Here is a 17,115-nt window from a genome sequence, read left to right as displayed (position 1 = left end):
CTGCACGCGGGCCGTTACGGGCGTGCGGCCCCGGTTATCCCCGTGCCGGGTGCCGCACGCGTCGCCGCGGTGTCAGCCTGCCGGTCCGCGGCCGAGGGCGGCCAGCCGTGCAACGGCGAACGCGTCACCCGCCGCGGCACGCCGCCGCAGGACTGCCGAGGCGGCACCGATCCGCCCGTGGCCGCCGCAGCAGCAGCGAGCCAGGAGTCGAATCTTCGAAGAATGCGAGGCCGTCGCCTGCGGCCTCGGCCGCCGGGGCGGTAGCCGGGGCCCGTGGCGCGTCAGAACTCGGATACGACACCGGACTCGGCCGACGAGCCGACCCCGGCGACCAACCGCCGGCAACAGCGCCGGGGTGGCCCGTAGCCGTCCCGGGTGGCCGGCGGCTGACCTGTCTCACGGTGAGCGATTGCTCCCGGGGACGGTCCGGTTCGCGCCCATCGGTCCGGGCGCGCCAGTGACCCGGGGACGACAAAGGACCCGGGCCACCTGAGGGGTCCGGGTCCTCGGTCTTCAGCCAAGCAGTCCGCTACTTGACGGTGATCACCACCTCGCCGTACTTGCTGAGCGCAGGAGTGCCCTTGTCCGTGACGGTCAGAACCACGACGATGCGCTCTGCGCTCTTCGCTCCGTCAGGGATCGTCACGTACGCCGTCTTGGACGTCGGGTTCTGCACAGCAGCGACGGGTGACGTCACGGTGCTGGCGTCTGTGTAGACGGACCAGTTGAGCTTGACGTTGTCGCCGTCGGGATCGGTCACCTTCGCACTGACCTCGACGGTCTTACCGGCCTTACCGGTCAGATCGGAATTGGCCAGCTTCACCACCGGGTTGTGGTTGGCGTCGGTGAAGGCTGGGCTGGCGCCCCACTCGATGCGTCCCGCGAAGTCGTTCTGCATCTCCGGCGTCCAGCGCTGGCTGGCGTAGCCCGAGCTCGCGGTGCCGGTCTCCGGGTTGACATCAGCTTGCCCGTTGTACGTCGTCGGGATTGTGTCGCTCGGCTTGTACCGGCCGCCCCAGCTGCCCAGTGACGGGTCCTGGGTGGCGCGCAGCCCGTTGTTCAGGAGGAACAGGAAGGTTGGGCTGTCACCCTCGCCGGCGAACTCCATCCGCTGGTGCTTGTCGCCGCGGTTGTACAGCCGGAACGTCTCCATGTCCTTGGCCTGCCCTGGCTCCCAGTTATGGATGCCGTTCGAGGTGATGCCCTCCTCCGAGACGTGGTACGTGCCGTCACCGAAGAACGAACGCGCCTCGATCAAGGGGCCGTGGCTGTACTTCAGCGGCGTCCAGTACTCCGGGCTGCAGTAGACCGCATTAGCCGGCACGGCGGAGCAGCCCGGCCCTCCACCCATGTTGTACAGCTTGACCTTCGGCCAGGACTTGCCGATGTAATCGGCATAGGCGTTGTCCTGCATACCGAGCGCAGCGATCACGGCCTTCTGGTTGACCTTGGCCTGAACCGCGGACCAACTGGACGTCGAATTGTACTCATCCTCGATCGACTTCAGCGCTCGCGCGATCGTGTTCGTTCCGCCCCAGGCTTCGAGGTACAAGGGACGCGTGTCGTTGTCCAGGATGGCCTTCTTGATCAGGTCTGAGCCGGGAGTGTCCGCGTGGAAGTCGTTCTCGAAATCGACATTGCCTACGGCGACCTTGGACCACAGCTCAGCCGGGGTCGGTGTCCAAGGTGGACGGTCAGCGAGGCGGGGTCCGAGCTTGGCAGCCACGGCCGGGATGATCCACAGTGGACGGCGGTGAGCCGGCCACGACCGGCTCGGGGTGGTCAGTGGAGTCTGGACGGCAGGCCGAGGGAGCGGTCGCCATCAGGGGTGCACGAGAGGCGCCACCCAGCAGGAAGACCGCGGGCGCGGGCGGACGTCCGGGTAATCTTCAGCGGAAAGGCGGCCCGCGCGATCTCCGGTTAGCATGCCGAGCGTGATTCTGGGACTGCTGCTCGACCTGGCCAACATCGCCGGCGGCTTTCTGCTCGCCGTGGCGCTCCTGCGGCGGCTGCCTCGGGTCGGTGACGAGTTGGGGCGGTTCGCGGACAAGGCGGCGCCGTTCGGGTGGATCGTGGGGATCGTCGCGCTCGCCGTGGGCGTATCCTACCTGCTCATGCACCTGCTCGCCGGGCCGCGGGTCTTCCACTTCGAGATCGTCGGGATCGGCGTCGGGCTGGCGCTGCTGTGGGAGCGGCTCACCGGCCGCCGGGCACCCGCCGCGCCGGGGGGCGGTGAGGCGCCGACCGGGGCCGCGCTGCTGCTGACCGTCTTCGGCGTGATCGCGATCCTGGCCGGCCTGCAGGGACTGTTCACGCCGGACTGATCATCGGCGTGTCCGCGAACCGGCTGAACCGGCCCGCCGCGCTCGTCCCAGGCAAGGTCGGGGTCGATGCCGACGGCGCCCGCCGTGTAGACCGGGTCGCTCCACGGCCCCGAAGGGTCCTCGGCGTGCACGATGAGGTGCCCGTTGCCCTGCCGCGTGATGTTCGTGGTGATCATGAAGAAGCGCCCGGAGTCGTACCGGGCACGATCGGCTCATGCGGCACCCGCGCACGATATGCCCCACCCTTGACCTCAAGCAGGGTTGAGGTTTTACGGTCATGCTGGTGAGCGTGAGCACCGAAACGACCGTCGTCGACCGGTTCAAGGCCGCCTTCCGCGGCTACCCGACCGGCGTCGCCGTCATCTCCGTCGCCGGCCCGGACGGCCCGGCGGGCCTGACCGCGTCCAGCGTCGCCTCCGTGTCCCTCGCCCCGCCCGCCCTGTCGTTCTCGGTGATGGACTCGCCCTCGGCGCTGGTCATCGCCGGCGCGGACAGCCTGGCCGTGAACCTCCTCGGCGCCGCGCACGCGGACCTGGCGCACGACTTCGCCCGCCCGGGCGGGCCGCGCTTCACGCCCGAGCAGGCATGGTTCGAGCTGCCGACCGGCGAGCCGGCCCTCAAGGGCGCCCAGGCGGTGCTGCGCTGCGTCCCGCTGCACCGCGTCCCGGTCGGCGCCTCGACGGTCGTGGTCGCCACGGTCGTCGAGGTCATCCCCGGCCCGTCCGGCGGCCGCCTGATCTACCACGAGCGCCGGTTCATCACCGGCTGACAGCCGCGGCCGGCAGCGCGCGGCCGGCGGTGGTGAGCAGCCGCACCCCGAAGGCGAGGTAGTCCCCCCAACCAGGGCACGCCCCCGCGCCCGGCACTGGAGTCTGTGCCGGGCGCGGGGGACGTGTCATCAGGTGGTCAGGCGGAAGTAGTCGAGGTTGAAGCCGCCCGTCTCGCAGTACACCGTGACGAGCTGGTCGCCGGCCGGGAGGGTGACCGTGGTGTGCACGGACTGGTAGTTCGCCCAGCCGCCGGTGTCGGGGACCGAGACCGTCGAGCGGACCTGGTTGCCCGCGTCGCGGAAGGTGATCGCGCCCGGGGCCGCCGCGCCGCTGCCGTTGGCGACCCGCAGCTCCAGGTCGTACGGGCCCGGCTGGGCGACGTCGAGGCGGTACTGCAGCCAATTTCCGGCCGCCGTCCACCCGACGTTCTTCCCGCCGCTGGCCGACGGGTTGTTCTCGACGAAGTTCGCGCCGCCGTCGGTCCAGCCGTGCTCGGCGACGTACGCCTCCGCCTCGACCTTCTCCCCGATCGGCGCCCCGTGCGGGGCGACGGAGACGCGCACGGTCGTCCCGTCGCTCGCGGCGCCGTCGGTCACCCGGAACTTCAGGTTCAGGGTTCCGGCGGTCGTCGGGTGCAGGCTCACCACGCCGGTGGCGGCGTCCACGGTCACGCCGTCGGGCAGGTCGACGGCGTAGAACGCGAGCGCGTCGCGATCCCGGTCGCTCGCCTTGAGCCGGAACGTGGTCGTCGTGTACTGCTCCGCCGTCACGTCCGGCACCTTGGCCAGGACCGGCGCGTGATTGCCGCGCGAGCCCGGCACGTCGGCGTGCCAGCGCAACGTCGCGTAGGCGCCCGCGGGGACCGTCTCGACGAACTGCTTACCCGCGAGCAGCACCCGGACCTTGCGGGCCGCGGCGTTGGCGTTGCCGAGGACCGCGACGAAGTCGTCGCCGTCGCGGAAGACCACGTTGCTCACGCCGCCGGCGGTGGCGCTGGACTCGACGCGGGTGTGGCGCGGGGTAAGGTACCTGGCGAACTGCCCCATGCCGAACAACTCGTTGCGCACCGAGTAGGTGCGGGTCGTGGTGTCGACCTTCACCAGGCGGTCGGGCCACTTCGTGGTGGCCGCGATCTGGTCCCAGTCGACGTTGTTGTCCCGCAGCGGCGTCCAGTGCAGGGTGCCGCCGTCCTGGTCGGTGGTCTGCGCCCACATGACGTACGAGGACGCGTCGAGCCGCAGGTAGGAAAGGATCGTAGCCGGCGACAGGTCGCTGGTCTCGGTCATGTGCACCGGCTTGCCGTACTGCTCGAAGGCGTCGCGCATGACGGTCGGGTCGCCCCAGTACGGATGGAACGCGATCGCGTCCGCGGCCCTACTCGCGGCCGGGTCGTTCAGGATGCGGTAGTAGTTCTTGGTCTCGGTGCTGCTGGGGTCCTTCCAGTCCCAGAAGTTGAAGTCGTGGACGTAGACGTCGACGTCGCGGGGCAGGTAGTGCCGCATCGCCACGGCCACCTTCTGCTGCTGCTCGACGCTGATGTCCATGGCCGGGTACACCACGTCCATGCCGGGCTCGTTGAGCAGCGTCACCGCGTCGACGCGGATGCCCTTGCGGGCGTAGGCCTCCACGAACTTCGCGTAGTAGCGGGCGAGGACGTCGACGCAGTCGTCGCGCAGCTTGCCGACCTGGTAGTGCTCGGTCGTGCTGCCCGGCTTGAGGGCGACCTCGCCGAGGAACTTGTTGTTGGTCTTCATCCACGCCGGCGCGCTCCAGGCGGAGGCGAAGAACGTGGCCTTCGGGTTGTACTTCTGGATGAGCTTGACGGTGTCGACGATGTGCAGGTCGATGTCGCGCTGGATCGAGAAGTACTTGAGCCCGAAGTCATCGCGCACGCCGGCCGGCAGGTCGTCTTCGGACCAGAACGGCAGGTGCTCGATGAGGTCGGGGCTGCCGATGGTGAGCCGGAAGCGGCTCAGCCCGGCGCCGGTTCGCGGGTCGACGAGCAGCCGGACGGCGTCCTCGCGCTGCTGCGGGGTGAGCTTCCACAGGTTGGACACGCTGGTCTCGTCGAGGGAGAAGCCGATCCCGGCGTACCGCTGCCGCTCCTGGCTCGGGTCGACGACGACCGTCACGTCGGCCGCGGTGGCCGCGTTGTCGCCCACCCTGACCGTCGGCAGTGGCCGCCAGGCCTGCGCGGCGCCGGTGGAGTAGGTGCCGGTGACGGTCTCGCCGCGGTGCGCGGGGGCGGCGGTGGCGGGCGCGGTCCCGACGATGATCGACAGCAGCGCGATGGAGGTCACGGTGCTGATGCGTCGCATGGCGTCCCTTCCCGTCACGGCCCGGAGACCAGGTACTCGACCTGGTGCCCGCTGTTCACCGCGGCGCCGGTGTTGTTGATGACGTGCGAGATGGTTCCGGTACCGCCCAGCGACACCGTCACCATGTCGTGGAACTTCACGCCCGCCCTGACCGGCGCCTCGAACGCGTGGGCGTTGACGACGCCGGGGTTGACGTTGAAGTAGCAGTAGCTGCCCAGGCCCCACGCCTCGTGGTTGGTGACCGAGTCGGCGACCTTGTAGGCGGCCCAGCCCTGGGTGGAACCGTTCATGTAGGCGGCCTGGTTCGGCGGGTCGTACGGCATCTCGTTCTGGTAGAAGTACGTGCGGCCGTTGTTGCCGTTCCAGATGGTCTGGTACTGCTGGTAATGCTCCACGAACAGGCCGTAGAACGTCACGTTGTTGCCGTTGACGACGAGCCCGTTCTGGGCGGTGTTGGTGCTCCAGTCGACGCCGGAGCCGTGGTCGGCGCGCCAGATCCAGGAGTGGTCGCCGATCACGTCGTTGCTGTTGATGCGCAGGCTGACCGTGGCCTTGCCGACGCCGGCGCCGCCGATGCGGAAGAACACGTCCGACAGGCTGGTCGGGTTGGCGGCGTGGCCGGCGGTCGAGCCGGACGGGCCGATCTCGGCCAGGACGGGCGAGTTGGTGGTGCCCGCGTCGAAGAGCAGGCCGGCGAGCTTGATGCCGTCGACGTCCGCGGTCTTCAGCGCCGTGATGCCGCCGTCGGGCACCAGCGTGGCCAGGCCCAGGCCGAGGATGACGGTGTCGGCGCGGGTGACGTTGAGCGTCTGGTTGAGGTGGTACACGCCCGGCGTGATGAGCAGGTTCTTGCCGGCGCTCAGGGCCGCGTTCATGGTCGCGGCGGTGTCGCCGGGCTTGATGACCGTGAACTGGCTGATCGGCAGGCTGGTGCCGGCCGGGTTGCCGCTCGCCCAGGTGGTACCGCTGGAGTTGGTGCGCAGGGCCGGGACGAAGACCTGGTAGGCACCGGTGGCATCGACGTAGAGGAACGGCTTCTCGCGCACGACCGGGGTCGAGCCGACGGTGGTGTACGGCGGGTTCGGGAAGCTGTTGCCCGGCGCGCCGGTGTCGCCGACGAAGACCTGGTTCCAGTTCGAGCCGCTCCAGCTGCCCATCGCCGAGTTGCGGGTCAGCCACTGCTGCTGGGTGCCGGACTGGATCTGGCCGTCGATCTTGCTGTCGGCGATGAAGCCGCCGGAGGACCAGCCGCCGTCGGAGAGGGCGAGGTTGCCGCGGACGTGCATGCGACGGTACGGCGCCGCCTGCGACACCGCCCAGCGGTCCAGGCCGCCGGTCGGCGTGACGGAGAGGTTCTCGGCGGAGCGCCAGAAGTTCTGGGTCGCGTTCTGGCTGCCGTCGGGCCACCAGTCGGCCTCGGTGTGCACGGCGCCGTTGATGACGACCGCGTCCGGGGTGAGGCCCAGGCCCGCGACCTGGGTGTAGAAGCCGACGTTGGCATCGACGTTGTACGTGCCCGGCTTGAACAGCAGCGCGTAGCGCTGGGCGCCGAACTGGTTGCTCACCTGGCCGTTGAAGACCGAGTTGAGCTTGTTCTGGATGGTGGCCTGGGACATGGCCGGGTCGAAGACCGTCACGTTCGGGCCGAGGTCGGGGTTGTTCGGGTTGTTCGGCACGCCGGTCGCGGTGGCGGTCGGCTGGGTGGAGCCGCCGCTGAAGTTCCACTTCTGGTTGGCGGTGCCGGCACAGGCCCAGATCTGCAGCTTGGCGCCGTCGGCGAGGTTGTTGTCCTTGATGTCCAGGCACTTGCCCGACTTGGTGTTGACCAGGTCGTGGGCGGCGTTCAGCGACCACTTCTGGCTCGCGACCGAGTCGTAGCAGGTCCACAGGTGCACGACGGCGCCGTCGTTGGTGGCGCCGTTCACGACGTCGAGGCACTTGCCGAGGCCCTGCACGGAGCCGTTGTCGGCGAGCGTCCAGGTCTGGTTCGCGCTGCCGGCGTAGCAGGTCCACATCTGCGGCTGGTTGCCGTCGGCGGTGGAGCCGTTGGTGACGTCGAGGCACTTGCCGTTGGCGGAGGAGGTGATCTGGCCGGTGCTGGCGGCGGAGGCGGTGGTCATCGCGACGACACCGACGGTGGCCACGGTCGCGGCGGTCACCGCGATCGCGAGCAGCGCGGAGCGCCGGACTCGTCCGGTAGCTGGCATGGTGGGGGTCCTTTGTCCCTTTGGCGGAGGGTGGGGTACCAGCTACGAAACACGTCCCCAGGCAGGCATGTCAATGAATCTGTGTAACTTTTTTCGACTCTCGTGATAAGTGTTTATGAAACACGCGTCAACGCGGGTCCGGTGGAGCCGCGGACGACCAGCTCGGTGGCCAGCTCGACGTGCAGCGCGTCCAGCCCGTCGCCCGACAGCATCCGGCCCAGCAGGCTCACCGCCATGCGCCCCATCTCCCCCACCGGCTGGCGGACCGTGGTGAGCATCGGGTGGGTGGCCCGGCTGATGTCGATGTCGTCGAAGCCGGCGATCGACAGCTCCCCGGGCACCCGCAGGCCCCGCTCCGCCGCGGCCCGCAGCGCGCCGACGGCCATCTTGTCGTTGAACGCGACCAGCGCGGTCGGCCGGTCGGGCCGGTCCAGCAGCTCACCCGCGGCGCGCCGGCCGGCCTCGACGGTCGGGTCGTTGACCGTGCGGATCAGGTCCGGCTCCGGATACACCCCGACACCGACCAGCGGCGCGGTGTAGCCGGCCAGGCGGTCGCTCATCGCCATCCAGGACAGCGGCCCGCCGAGCACCCCGACGTGGCGGTGGCCGAGCTCGACCAGGTGGCTCATGAGCCGCCGGGCGCCGGCGAAGTTGGCCGCGGACACGGCGGCGATGTTGCGCGGCGGGGCGGTGCGCGGGTCGACCACGACGAACGGGAAGCCGTGGTCGCGCAGCCGCTCCAGCTCCTCCTCCAGCTCCGGGGGCAGGATCAGGATCGCGCCGGTGACCTGCGGCCAGGCGGTGAGGGTGGGCAGCACGCCGGTGCGGTTCCAGGCCGACTCGCCGGCGTCGACGATCGCGTGCATGCCCTGGGTGTCCAGGGCCTCGGTGATGGCCGAGACGATCAGGCCGAAGTAGTCGGTGAGCACGTACGGGCAGCGCACGTAGACGCCGTTGTCGGCCTTGGGCACACCCGCGCCCCGCCGCCGGGGTGCCCGCTTGCCGAGCCCGCCCATGGCCTGCAGGACCCGGTCGCGGGTGTCCGGCGCGACGTTGGCCCGGCCGTTGAGCACGCGCGACACCGTGGCGATCGACAACCCCGTCTGGGCGGCCACGTCGCGGATCGTGACCCTCTGCTGTGTTTCACCGGTTTGTTTCATCACGGATCAGGGTACCCGGCGGGTCCCGTTGAACCGATCCAGCGTTTCGGCAGTACATAGAGGTGTGACCGCTTCCACCGCCTCCCACGCCGAGCTCGTCCGCCGCTACTACGACCGGAACACGGCCGCGTTCGACAAGCTCGGCCAGGGTGGCGCGTCGATCCACCGCGCGGTCCGGGCGCCCGGCGTGACCACCCGGGCCGAGTCGTTCCACCACGTCGACGAGATCGTCCTCGCCGCCCTGCCCGCGGGCGTCGCCGAGCCGACCGTCGTCGACCTGGGCTGCGGGCTGGGCGCCAGCCTGATGTACCTGGCCGGGCGCGCCCCGATCCGCGGCGAGGGCCTCACCATCAGCCCCCGCCAGGCCGAGGGCGCCACCCGATTGCTCGCCGGCGCCGGCCTGGCCGACCGCGTGCGCTGCCGCGAGGGCAACTACCTCGACGTCCCCGCCGACCTGCACGGCCGCGCGGACGTGGTCTTCTCGATCGAGGCGTTCCTGCACAGCCCCGACGCCGGCGGATACTTCCGCGAGGCCGCCCGCACCCTGCGCCCCGGCGGCCGCCTGCTCGTCTGCGACGACTTCCTGACGCCTGTGCATGCCTCCGGAAAGCCCGCCCGTCGCCTGGCCGCGTTCCGCGACGGCTGGCGGGTCGGCTCGCTGCTGACCGTCGAGCAGGTCCGCGCCTTCGCCGCTGACTTCAGCTTGGAGCTGATCGAGGACCGGGACCTTACGCCGTACCTGGAGCTGCGCCGCCCCCGCGACCGCTTCATCGCCGCGCTCGTCGCCACCGGCCGCCCCCTGCGCCTGTCGGGCGAATACTGGCGGATGCTCTCCGGCGGCGACGCGCTGCAGTGGTGCCTGCTCAACGGCCTGCTGAACTACCGCGTGCTGACGTTCACGCGTCTTTGAACGACCGGATCGTGTCCATCGCCTGGAGCCGGTCCTTGCCCTTGCCCAACAGCCCGTCGGGGACGATGAACTCGTCGAGGCCGTTGCCGCGATACTCGGCGATGACGTCCCGCAGCCGCTGCGGCGAGCCGCCGATGACCGGCATCGGCATCGCCGGCAGTTCCCCGCCGACGACGACGTGCGCCTGCGCGGTGCGAGCGACAGCCTTGGGGTCCCGGCCCTGCCGGGCGCAGAATTCGTCGAGCACCGCCGACTTGTGCGCGATGACGTCCGGCGTGCCCCAGGTGTTCCAGACATCGGCGTATTTCGCGACGATTCCGAGCATCCGCCGCTCACCCCCGCCCCCGACCAGGATCGGCAGCGGGTCCTGCACCGGCTTGGGCTCGCACACCGCGCCGGCGAGCCGGTAGTACTCCCCGGCGAACGTCGTGTTCGGCCGGCGCAGCAGCCCGTGCAGCACCTCGAGCGCCTCGACGAACCGATCGAGGCGCTGCTTCACCGGCGGCAACTCGATCCCGTACTGCTCGTGCTCGTTGACCTGCCACCCGGCCCCGACACCGAGCGTGAACCGCCCACCGGTCACGTGATCGACGGTCGCGGCCATATTGGCAAGCACAGCCGGGTGCCGATACGTGTTGCCGTACACAAGCGTGCCGAGCCGCACCCTGGGCACAACGGCCCCGAGCGCGGCAACAACAGTGCCACACTCGAGCGTCGGCGCCATCGGGTCCCGCCCAGGCGCAGCGTTGTCCATAAAGTGATCGGCGACGTACACGCCGTCCCAACCGGTCTCGTCCGCGTGCCGGGCCACCTCGAGAATCTCGTCGTATCGCTGCCCGGCCCCGGGCCAGATCGAAAGTCGCATGCCCTACCTCTACACCGCACCGCCTCCCCAGCACCGCCACGGCGCCCAGATCCGGAAATCTCGAACGCCGGCATGCCACGACATATCCGACTTATGCCCCACCAGACCCGCGGCGGCCGCGTCTACCGGGTGACGAGGTCGTTCGCTGTGCGCAGCTTGACCGTCGCGGGGGCGGCGCCGGCCAGCGCCGCGGGCACACGCCGGACGGCAGCCGCAGGCAGGGCGCCACTGCGGGCCGTTCCAGGTCGCGGCGCCTCGACTCCGCCCGGTGACGACACCACGGTCACGTCGGCGGCGACCGCGCTCCCGCTCCTGTTCGGCCTCTGCCACCCAAGTCGGCGAACCCGGAGAGCGACCAGCCCGGGGTCGGCCACGGCGATGCCGTCGAGCCACACTCCATCGACGACCTTGAGGCCGTCGCCTGATGACCCAAGGCCATGGCCGGCAAGATCGAGTGCGCAGGTGGCGAGGCGGACGCGTCCCACGTGAAGAACACGGCGGCCGGGCCGCAGCGGGGTCAAGCGGTAACGAGGGATGCACCGGTGCGGCGGCGGGCCGACGGGTGGCGGGTGTCGGGGCCGGGGAGGTCGGCGGGGCCGTGTCCTCGCCGGAACGGGCCGGCCGTTGCTGCCGCGGCGGCGACGCAGCCTCGCCGCAATGGCCTGGCCGCCGCGGCGGCGGTGACGCCATGGATCGACAGCACGCCGACCGGACGGGCCGGCAGCGCAGTGACTGAACCGGTCGGGAATGCAGTGACTGGCCCGGTCCGGGGCGCAGTGACAGGACCGGTCCGGGGCGCAGTGACAGGACCGGTCCGGGGCGCAGTGACGTCGGTGCGGGCCCGGAACTCGGCGGCGGCGAAGGCCTTGGTGGAGGCTCTGGTGATGATGCACAAGACATCGGCCGCGCAGGCTCCGGCGATGATGCACGGGACATCGGCGGCGACGGTGGCCTCCACGGCTGCGGACGAGATGTCGGTGACGGCGGGGGCTGCGCCGACGGGGCGGCGAGGTCGTGTGAGTGAGACAGTCCGGGCAGGGTGGGCGCGGACGGACCGGAGCAGGGATTGGGCTGCGTGGCCGGACGGGGGGCGTCGGGCTTGGGTCCCGGACGGCGGGAGTCGGACTGAGCCACCGAACCACAGGAATCGCACTCGGGTCCCACACCGCGGGAGTCAGACTGAGCCACCGAACCACACGAATCGCACTCGGGTCCCACACCGCGGCGGTCGGACTGAGTCACCGGAGCGCCGAAGTCGGGCTGGGCTGGCGGGCGGCCTGGGTTGGGCTGAATCGACGGACGCTGCGGGTTGGGCTGGGTGGCCGGAGAACGGCGGCGCGCAGCTCGGGCGTCCTGTTCAGCCCAATGAGCACTGATCTCAGCAGTGCGAGCCTCTGCGTCCAGACGAGCCAGACGCTCGGCATGACGCGCCTCCAAACCACGACGCCGAGCCTCAGTAAACTCGGCACGAACCGCACGACGACGAGCCACCCGACGACGCTGCTCAGCCAACATCGCATCCAAGCGACTACGCCACTGCGAATCAGCGATCCCCACCAGCACCTCAGCCATGCAGACAAGGTAGAACAGGGGTACGACATAAAATCAGCGAGCACGAGAACTCGTGTTCTCGCGATCACGCTGTGAAGTCGTGCCAGGCCAGAAGATCTGCCGGTCTGCGGTGAGCATGCCGGAGAGCGGGCCCGCTGGCGGCGCTCGTCGATGACGCGGGGTGAGTGGCCGGCGAGGTGTTACCAGAGGATCACCAGGGTCCGGCGTCGTGAAACGTGATCTCGATGGACCAGCAAGCCGCGGCAACGAGCAGGACGCGTGGACGGTCACGACCGTGTGGATACGCCGGTCGCCGCGTGCGGCGGCGATCAGGCGGATCGATTCGTGGGCGAGGGCAGGGTCCACCGGGACACCGAAGCCGGAACAAGACCGGTAAGGTGATTGAGCGGCTCAGGAACGGCAGGTCGCAGCGACGAGCGTGCTGTCACGGGACAGTTTCGTCTGGCCGCGCGGCACATGACCCGGCTGGACCACGCATGATCACGGGACCACGCATGATCACGGGACACGCCGGCTTGGCACGACAAACATCTGTTCGGCGCTTGGCCCGGTTGGCACCCGTGATCCGCTACGGACCAAGCACCTGCTAGTCGTCACCCCCGCGCTACGGGGGCCTCCGCTTCACGCCGGGTGAGGACCAAGGGGGCGTCCTCCGTAATGGCGATCGTGTGCTCGGAGTGGGCCGTGCGGGAGCCGTCGGCCGATCGGATGGTCCAGCCGTCGGCGTCATAGACGATCCGGTCGGTCGTGCGGGCGAGCCAGGGTTCGAGCGCGAGGGTCAGGCCCGGCCGGAGCGTGAGGCCGCGCCCTGCCCGGCCCTTGTTCGAAACGTGGGGGTCCTCGTGCATGGTGCGGCCGATGCCGTGGCCGCCGAACTCGGTGTTGACCGGGTAACCGTAGTCGTGGGCCACCGCCCAGATGGCCGCCGAGATGTCACCCAGGCGGTTGCCCGGACGCGCCACCTCGATCGCCGCCTCCAACGCCTCCTGGGTGGCGCGGATGATCCGCAGGTCCTCCTCGGCAGCGGTACCGACTACGATCGTGCGCGCCGAGTCGGCCACCCAGCCGTCGATGCCGATCGCGAGGTCCGCACTGAGGACGTCGCCGTCACGCAGCGTGTAGTCGTGGGGCAGGCCGTGCAGGACGGCGTCGTTGACCGACAGGCAGATGACGTTGCGGAACGGGCCGCGTCCGAAGGACGGCGCGTAGTCCCAGTAGCACGACTCCGCCCCGCGCCTTTTGATCATGCCGCGTACGTGGTGCTCCAGGTCCAGGAGGTTGACGCCCACATCGGCGAGCCGGCCGACCTCGGAGAGGATCTCGGCGACGAAACGGCCGGCCACGTGCATGCGCTGGATCTCCGCAGGCGTCTTCAGCTCGATCACGAATACCTCGCGTCACAGGGTTGGTATAGTAATACCAACCCTAACACTTGCTGGCCGTGTCGAAGCCAGCCGGCGTCTCGTACTACGCGGCGAAGTGCCGCATGAAGAACCGCAGGGCCGCCTCGGACTCGAAGCGGGGCACCTCGCCGTGGTTGCCCGGGTTCGCGTGCAGGGTCTTCTCGGCCGAGCCCAGCGCGTCGAAGAGAGCCAGGCCCTGCTCCCGTGGCACGAGCCGGTCGTCCCACTGCAGGACGAACTGCACCGGCACCGTGATCCGGGCCGCCGCCTCGGTCTGGCCCAGCGGGCCGAGCAGCCCCAGCACCGCCGCCCGGACCCGCGGCTCCGCCGCCACGAACGGGATGCCGAGGCCGCAGCCCATCGACATCCCCCAGTAGCCGACCGGTCCGGGGCCGACGTCGTCGAGTTCCTGCACCGCGGTGACCGCGGCCCGCCACTCGGGAACCGCGAGCCCGGCCACGTAGTCGTGCAGGGCGACCAGGCCCGCGGTCACGTCCTCGCCGGCCTGCATGCGGGCCCGGTGCGCGGTCGTGAGGCGGGTGAACTCCTCGGTCGGGGGCCGGTCGCCATGGCCGGGGGCGTCGAGGGCGACGGCCGCGAAGCCGGCGCCGGTGACGAAGCGGCGGGCGTTGCCCACCATCGCCGGGGCCTGCTTGTGCTGGCCGCCGCCGTGGCCCAGGACGATCAGGGGGCGGGGGCCCGCGGCGCCGTCGGGGGTCCACAGGACGCCGGGTACTTCGCCGAGGGTGAAGTGCCGTTCCGTGACGCCGTCCGACGACGTCCGGGTGGTGATGCGCATAGCGTTGGAGTGCCTTTCGGGATGCCTTTGCGGGCGCTCCCTAGGCCATGCGAGGGAGGGAGGCCCGGCCAGTCACAGCGTTGATGGGTCTCACCTCCTCGGGTCGCAGCGATGCACGGCGCACCGACCGTACCACGGCGGTAGGGTGGGCCGATGGTGCCAGCTTCGCCGCGGATTCGCTCGGTGTCGTGGGGGTCGATCACCGTCGAGGGGTTCGGCGACTTCAAGGACGTCAAGATCTGGCCCGGCGGCGCGCGGGAGTGGGACTGGAACGAGACCGCGACCCGCCACTTTCCCGGCATCCAGCCCGCCGACGTCGAGGAGCTCCTCGCCGCGGGCGCCACGGTCGTCGTGCTCTCGCGCGGGATGCAGGAGCGGCTCGGCGTACCAGCGCAAACCCTGGCCCGGCTGGAGCGCGCCGGCGTCGAGGTGCACGTCGCCGAGACGAAGGCGGCGGTTCGCCGCTACAACGAACTGGCGGGCACCGCCGCCGTCGCGGGCCTGTTCCACTCCACCTGCTGAGACCGCCGAGGAAGATCGGGTCGGTCAGGCTGCGGGCGGGCGTAGCGGGCGTTTCGCGCTGTCGTCGTCCAGGGCGTCGTCGGGGACGCAGAGGCGCTCGCCGATGCCCGCACTGCGCGACCCCACAGTTCTCCGACCGCACGCGAAGGGCGCCCCGAACGGGCGCCCTCTGTACATCTGCCACACCTAGCGTCCCGGGTCATGGCTAACGTCGATCGTCGTACATTTCTGCAGGTGGCGGCGGCCGCTGCCGTTCCCCTGCCGTTCGAGCAGGCGCTGTCGATCCCCGCCCACGAGCGCCACGGGTCGATCGAGGACGTTGAACACGTCATCTTCCTGATGCAGGAGAACCGCTCCTTCGACCACTACTTCGGCACCCTGCGCGGCGTGCGCGGCTACGCCGACCCGCACCCGGCCGCCCTCGCCTCCGGCCTCAGCGTGTTCCACCAGCCCGACGGCGACGGCGAGGTGCTGCCGTTCCGCCCCGAGGTGCGCGACATGGGCAAGACGTTCCTGCCCGACCCGCCGCACGGCTGGAACGACACGCACGGCGCCTGGAACGGCGGGCGCTACGACGGCTGGGTGCCGAACAAGGGCGTCACGACGATGACGCACCACACCCGCAAGGACCTGCCCTATCAGTACGCCCTCGCCGACGCGTTCACCGTCTGCGACAACTACCACTGCTCGCTGCTCGGGCCGACCGACCCCAACCGGTACCACATGTGGACCGGCTGGGTCGGCAACGACGGCAAGGCGGGCGGCCCGGTGATCACCAACGCCGAGGCCGGCTACGACTGGTCGACCTACCCCGAGCGACTGGAGCGGGCCGGGGTCTCCTGGAAGGTGTACCAGGACGTCGGCACCGGCCTCACCGCCGAGGGCTACTGGGGCTGGACCGGCGACCCGTTCATCGGCAACTACGGGGACAACTCGCTGCTGTACTTCCACCAGTACCAGCACGCCGCCCCGGGCACGCCGCTGGCGAAGGCCAAGACCGGCACCGAGATCAGCAAGCAGGGCCGCAGCCCCGACGCGCTGCTGGCCGACTTCCGCGCCGACGTCGCCGCCGGCAAGCTGCCCCAGGTGTCGTGGATCGTGGCGCCGGAGGCGTACACCGAGCACCCGAACTGGGAGCCGGACTACGGCACGTGGTACGTCTCGCAGGTCATCGACATCCTCGCCGCGCACCCCGAGGTGTGGAGCAGGATGGCACTGTTCATCACGTACGACGAGGAGGGCGGCTTCTTCGACCACCTCGTCCCGCCGACGCCGCCCGCCACCCGCGCCGAGGGCCTGTCCACGATCCCGGTCACCAACGAGATCTACCCCGGCTCCGCCGACCACCCGGCCGGCCCGTACGGCCTCGGCGTGCGCGTGCCGATGATCATCGTGTCGCCGTGGACCCGGGGCGGCTGGGTGAACTCGGAGCTGTTCGACCACACCTCGCTGATCCGCTTCCTGGAGCGCCGCTTCGGCCGCGGCAAGCCGGACCTCGTCGAGTCGAACATCACGCCCTGGCGCCGGGCCGTCACCGGCGACCTGACCTCGGCCTTCGACTTCAAGACCCCGAACGCCTCCCGCCGCGTCGACCTGCCCTCGACCAACGAGCTGAAGCCGGCCGACCTGACCCGCCGGCCCGACCAGGTGCCGGTCCCGCCCGCCGACGGCAAGCTGCCGGCCCAGGAGCGCGGGGTGCGCCCGGCCCGTGCCCTGCCCTACGCCCTGCACGCCGACGGCCGCCCCTCGGCCGGCGCGTTCGCGGTCGACTTCCGCAACGCGGGCGCCGCGACCGCGGTCTACCAGGTGCGCTCCACCGATCCCGCGATCGGCCCGCGCACGTACACCGTCGAGGCGGCCAAGCAGGTCACCGACGTGTGGCCGGCCGACAAAGGCTTCGACCTGACGGTGCACGGCCCGAACGGCTTCTTCCGCCGCTTCGCCGCCGGCGCCCGCCACCCGGGCGTGACGGCTCGGGCCCGCTACGACACCCGGCGCCGGGAGCTCACCCTGGAACTGTCCAACCGCGGCGCGAAGCGGGCCGACCTGACGATCGCGGACCGCTACAGCGGCCACTCGTCGCGGGTGTCGCTGCGCCCGGGCGAGACGCGCACCGAGGACTTCTCCCTGTCGCGCAGCCGCGGCTGGTACGGCCTGCGGCTCTCCCTGGCCGGCGATTCCGCGTTCGCGCTGGAGTACGCCGGCCATGTGGAGAACGGCGAGGCCTCGATCAGCGATCCGCTCATGGGCGGCCTGATCTGAGCG

At 70.5% G+C, this 17,115-nt stretch carries 13 protein-coding genes and 1 pseudogene; 6 read left to right on the top strand and 8 right to left on the bottom strand.

Features of this window, described 5'->3' with window-relative positions:
- Positions 1-529: 529 nt before the first annotated feature.
- Positions 530-1,726, bottom strand: coding sequence for a nucleoside hydrolase-like domain-containing protein (locus ACQPY0_RS21250; RefSeq protein ID WP_432991459.1), 1,197 nt, complete (start codon positions 1,724-1,726; stop codon positions 530-532).
- A gap of 199 nt (positions 1,727-1,925) precedes the next feature.
- Here ACQPY0_RS21250 and ACQPY0_RS21245 point away from each other — a divergent pair, with 199 nt between their 5' ends.
- Positions 1,926-2,324 (top strand): hypothetical protein, encoded by a 399-nt coding sequence (locus ACQPY0_RS21245; protein ID WP_432991457.1) that lies wholly within the window; start codon positions 1,926-1,928, stop codon positions 2,322-2,324.
- 95 nt (positions 2,325-2,419) lie between these two features.
- On the opposite strand, the pseudogene ACQPY0_RS21240 reads toward ACQPY0_RS21245, so the two are convergent.
- A pseudogene (locus ACQPY0_RS21240) lies at positions 2,420-2,500 on the bottom strand (hypothetical protein); the annotation flags it as partial.
- 113 nt (positions 2,501-2,613) lie between these two features.
- Between ACQPY0_RS21240 and ACQPY0_RS21235 the strand changes: the two are divergent.
- Positions 2,614-3,093 (top strand): flavin reductase family protein, encoded by a 480-nt coding sequence (locus tag ACQPY0_RS21235; RefSeq protein ID WP_432991455.1) that lies wholly within the window; start codon positions 2,614-2,616, stop codon positions 3,091-3,093.
- A 129-nt stretch (positions 3,094-3,222) separates the two neighbouring features.
- Here ACQPY0_RS21235 and ACQPY0_RS21230 read toward each other — a convergent pair whose 3' ends face one another.
- The 3 genes from ACQPY0_RS21230 to ACQPY0_RS21220 all read right to left on the bottom strand — a co-directional run bounded on the left by ACQPY0_RS21230 (position 3,223) and on the right by ACQPY0_RS21220 (position 8,779).
- On the bottom strand, positions 3,223-5,412 hold the full coding sequence (locus tag ACQPY0_RS21230) for a carbohydrate-binding protein (protein ID WP_432991453.1): 2,190 nt from the start codon (positions 5,410-5,412) through the stop codon (positions 3,223-3,225).
- 14 nt (positions 5,413-5,426) lie between these two features.
- The gene (locus ACQPY0_RS21225) at positions 5,427-7,619 is read right to left on the bottom strand and encodes a ricin-type beta-trefoil lectin domain protein (protein ID WP_432991451.1); all 2,193 of its coding nucleotides are present in this window, start codon (positions 7,617-7,619) and stop codon (positions 5,427-5,429) included.
- Between the two features lie 113 nt (positions 7,620-7,732).
- Positions 7,733-8,779: a LacI family DNA-binding transcriptional regulator gene (locus tag ACQPY0_RS21220; protein WP_432991449.1), complete on the bottom strand. Its 1,047-nt coding sequence runs from the start codon at positions 8,777-8,779 to the stop codon at positions 7,733-7,735.
- Between the two features lie 64 nt (positions 8,780-8,843).
- Between ACQPY0_RS21220 and ACQPY0_RS21215 the strand changes: the two genes are divergently transcribed.
- Positions 8,844-9,689 (top strand): SAM-dependent methyltransferase, encoded by an 846-nt coding sequence (locus tag ACQPY0_RS21215; protein ID WP_432991447.1) that lies wholly within the window; start codon positions 8,844-8,846, stop codon positions 9,687-9,689.
- Here the strand turns inward: ACQPY0_RS21215 and ACQPY0_RS21210 are convergent.
- Positions 9,676-10,554, bottom strand: coding sequence for a TIGR03560 family F420-dependent LLM class oxidoreductase (locus tag ACQPY0_RS21210; protein ID WP_432991445.1), 879 nt, complete (start codon positions 10,552-10,554; stop codon positions 9,676-9,678). The genes ACQPY0_RS21215 and ACQPY0_RS21210 overlap by 14 nt on opposite strands.
- 1,365 nt (positions 10,555-11,919) lie before the next feature.
- On the opposite strand from ACQPY0_RS21210, the gene ACQPY0_RS21205 reads away from it, so the two are divergent.
- Positions 11,920-12,201, top strand: coding sequence for a hypothetical protein (locus ACQPY0_RS21205; RefSeq protein ID WP_432991443.1), 282 nt, complete (start codon positions 11,920-11,922; stop codon positions 12,199-12,201).
- Positions 12,202-12,719: 518 nt separating this feature from the next.
- Here ACQPY0_RS21205 and map read toward each other — a convergent pair.
- Together map and ACQPY0_RS21195 are read right to left on the bottom strand one after the other, a co-directional pair.
- Positions 12,720-13,511: a type I methionyl aminopeptidase gene (gene map / locus ACQPY0_RS21200; RefSeq protein WP_432991441.1), complete on the bottom strand. Its 792-nt coding sequence runs from the start codon at positions 13,509-13,511 to the stop codon at positions 12,720-12,722.
- A gap of 82 nt (positions 13,512-13,593) precedes the next feature.
- Positions 13,594-14,328, bottom strand: a complete 735-nt coding sequence (locus tag ACQPY0_RS21195; RefSeq protein WP_432991439.1) for an alpha/beta hydrolase — start codon at positions 14,326-14,328, stop codon at positions 13,594-13,596.
- Positions 14,329-14,481: 153 nt separating this feature from the next.
- Between ACQPY0_RS21195 and ACQPY0_RS21190 the strand changes: the two genes are divergently transcribed.
- On the top strand, positions 14,482-14,850 hold the full coding sequence (locus ACQPY0_RS21190) for an Mth938-like domain-containing protein (protein ID WP_432991437.1): 369 nt from the start codon (positions 14,482-14,484) through the stop codon (positions 14,848-14,850).
- A gap of 201 nt (positions 14,851-15,051) precedes the next feature.
- Entirely contained in the window at positions 15,052-17,112 is a 2,061-nt protein-coding gene (locus ACQPY0_RS21185) for a phosphocholine-specific phospholipase C (protein WP_432991435.1), read from the top strand.
- The last annotated feature ends 3 nt before the right edge of the window (positions 17,113-17,115 follow it).

It is taken from the genome of Dactylosporangium sp. CA-233914, assembly GCF_050942935.1.
In the GTDB taxonomy this organism is placed as follows: Bacteria; Actinomycetota; Actinomycetes; order Mycobacteriales; family Micromonosporaceae; genus Dactylosporangium.
This window is presented reverse-complemented; position numbering and strand designations above follow the sequence as displayed.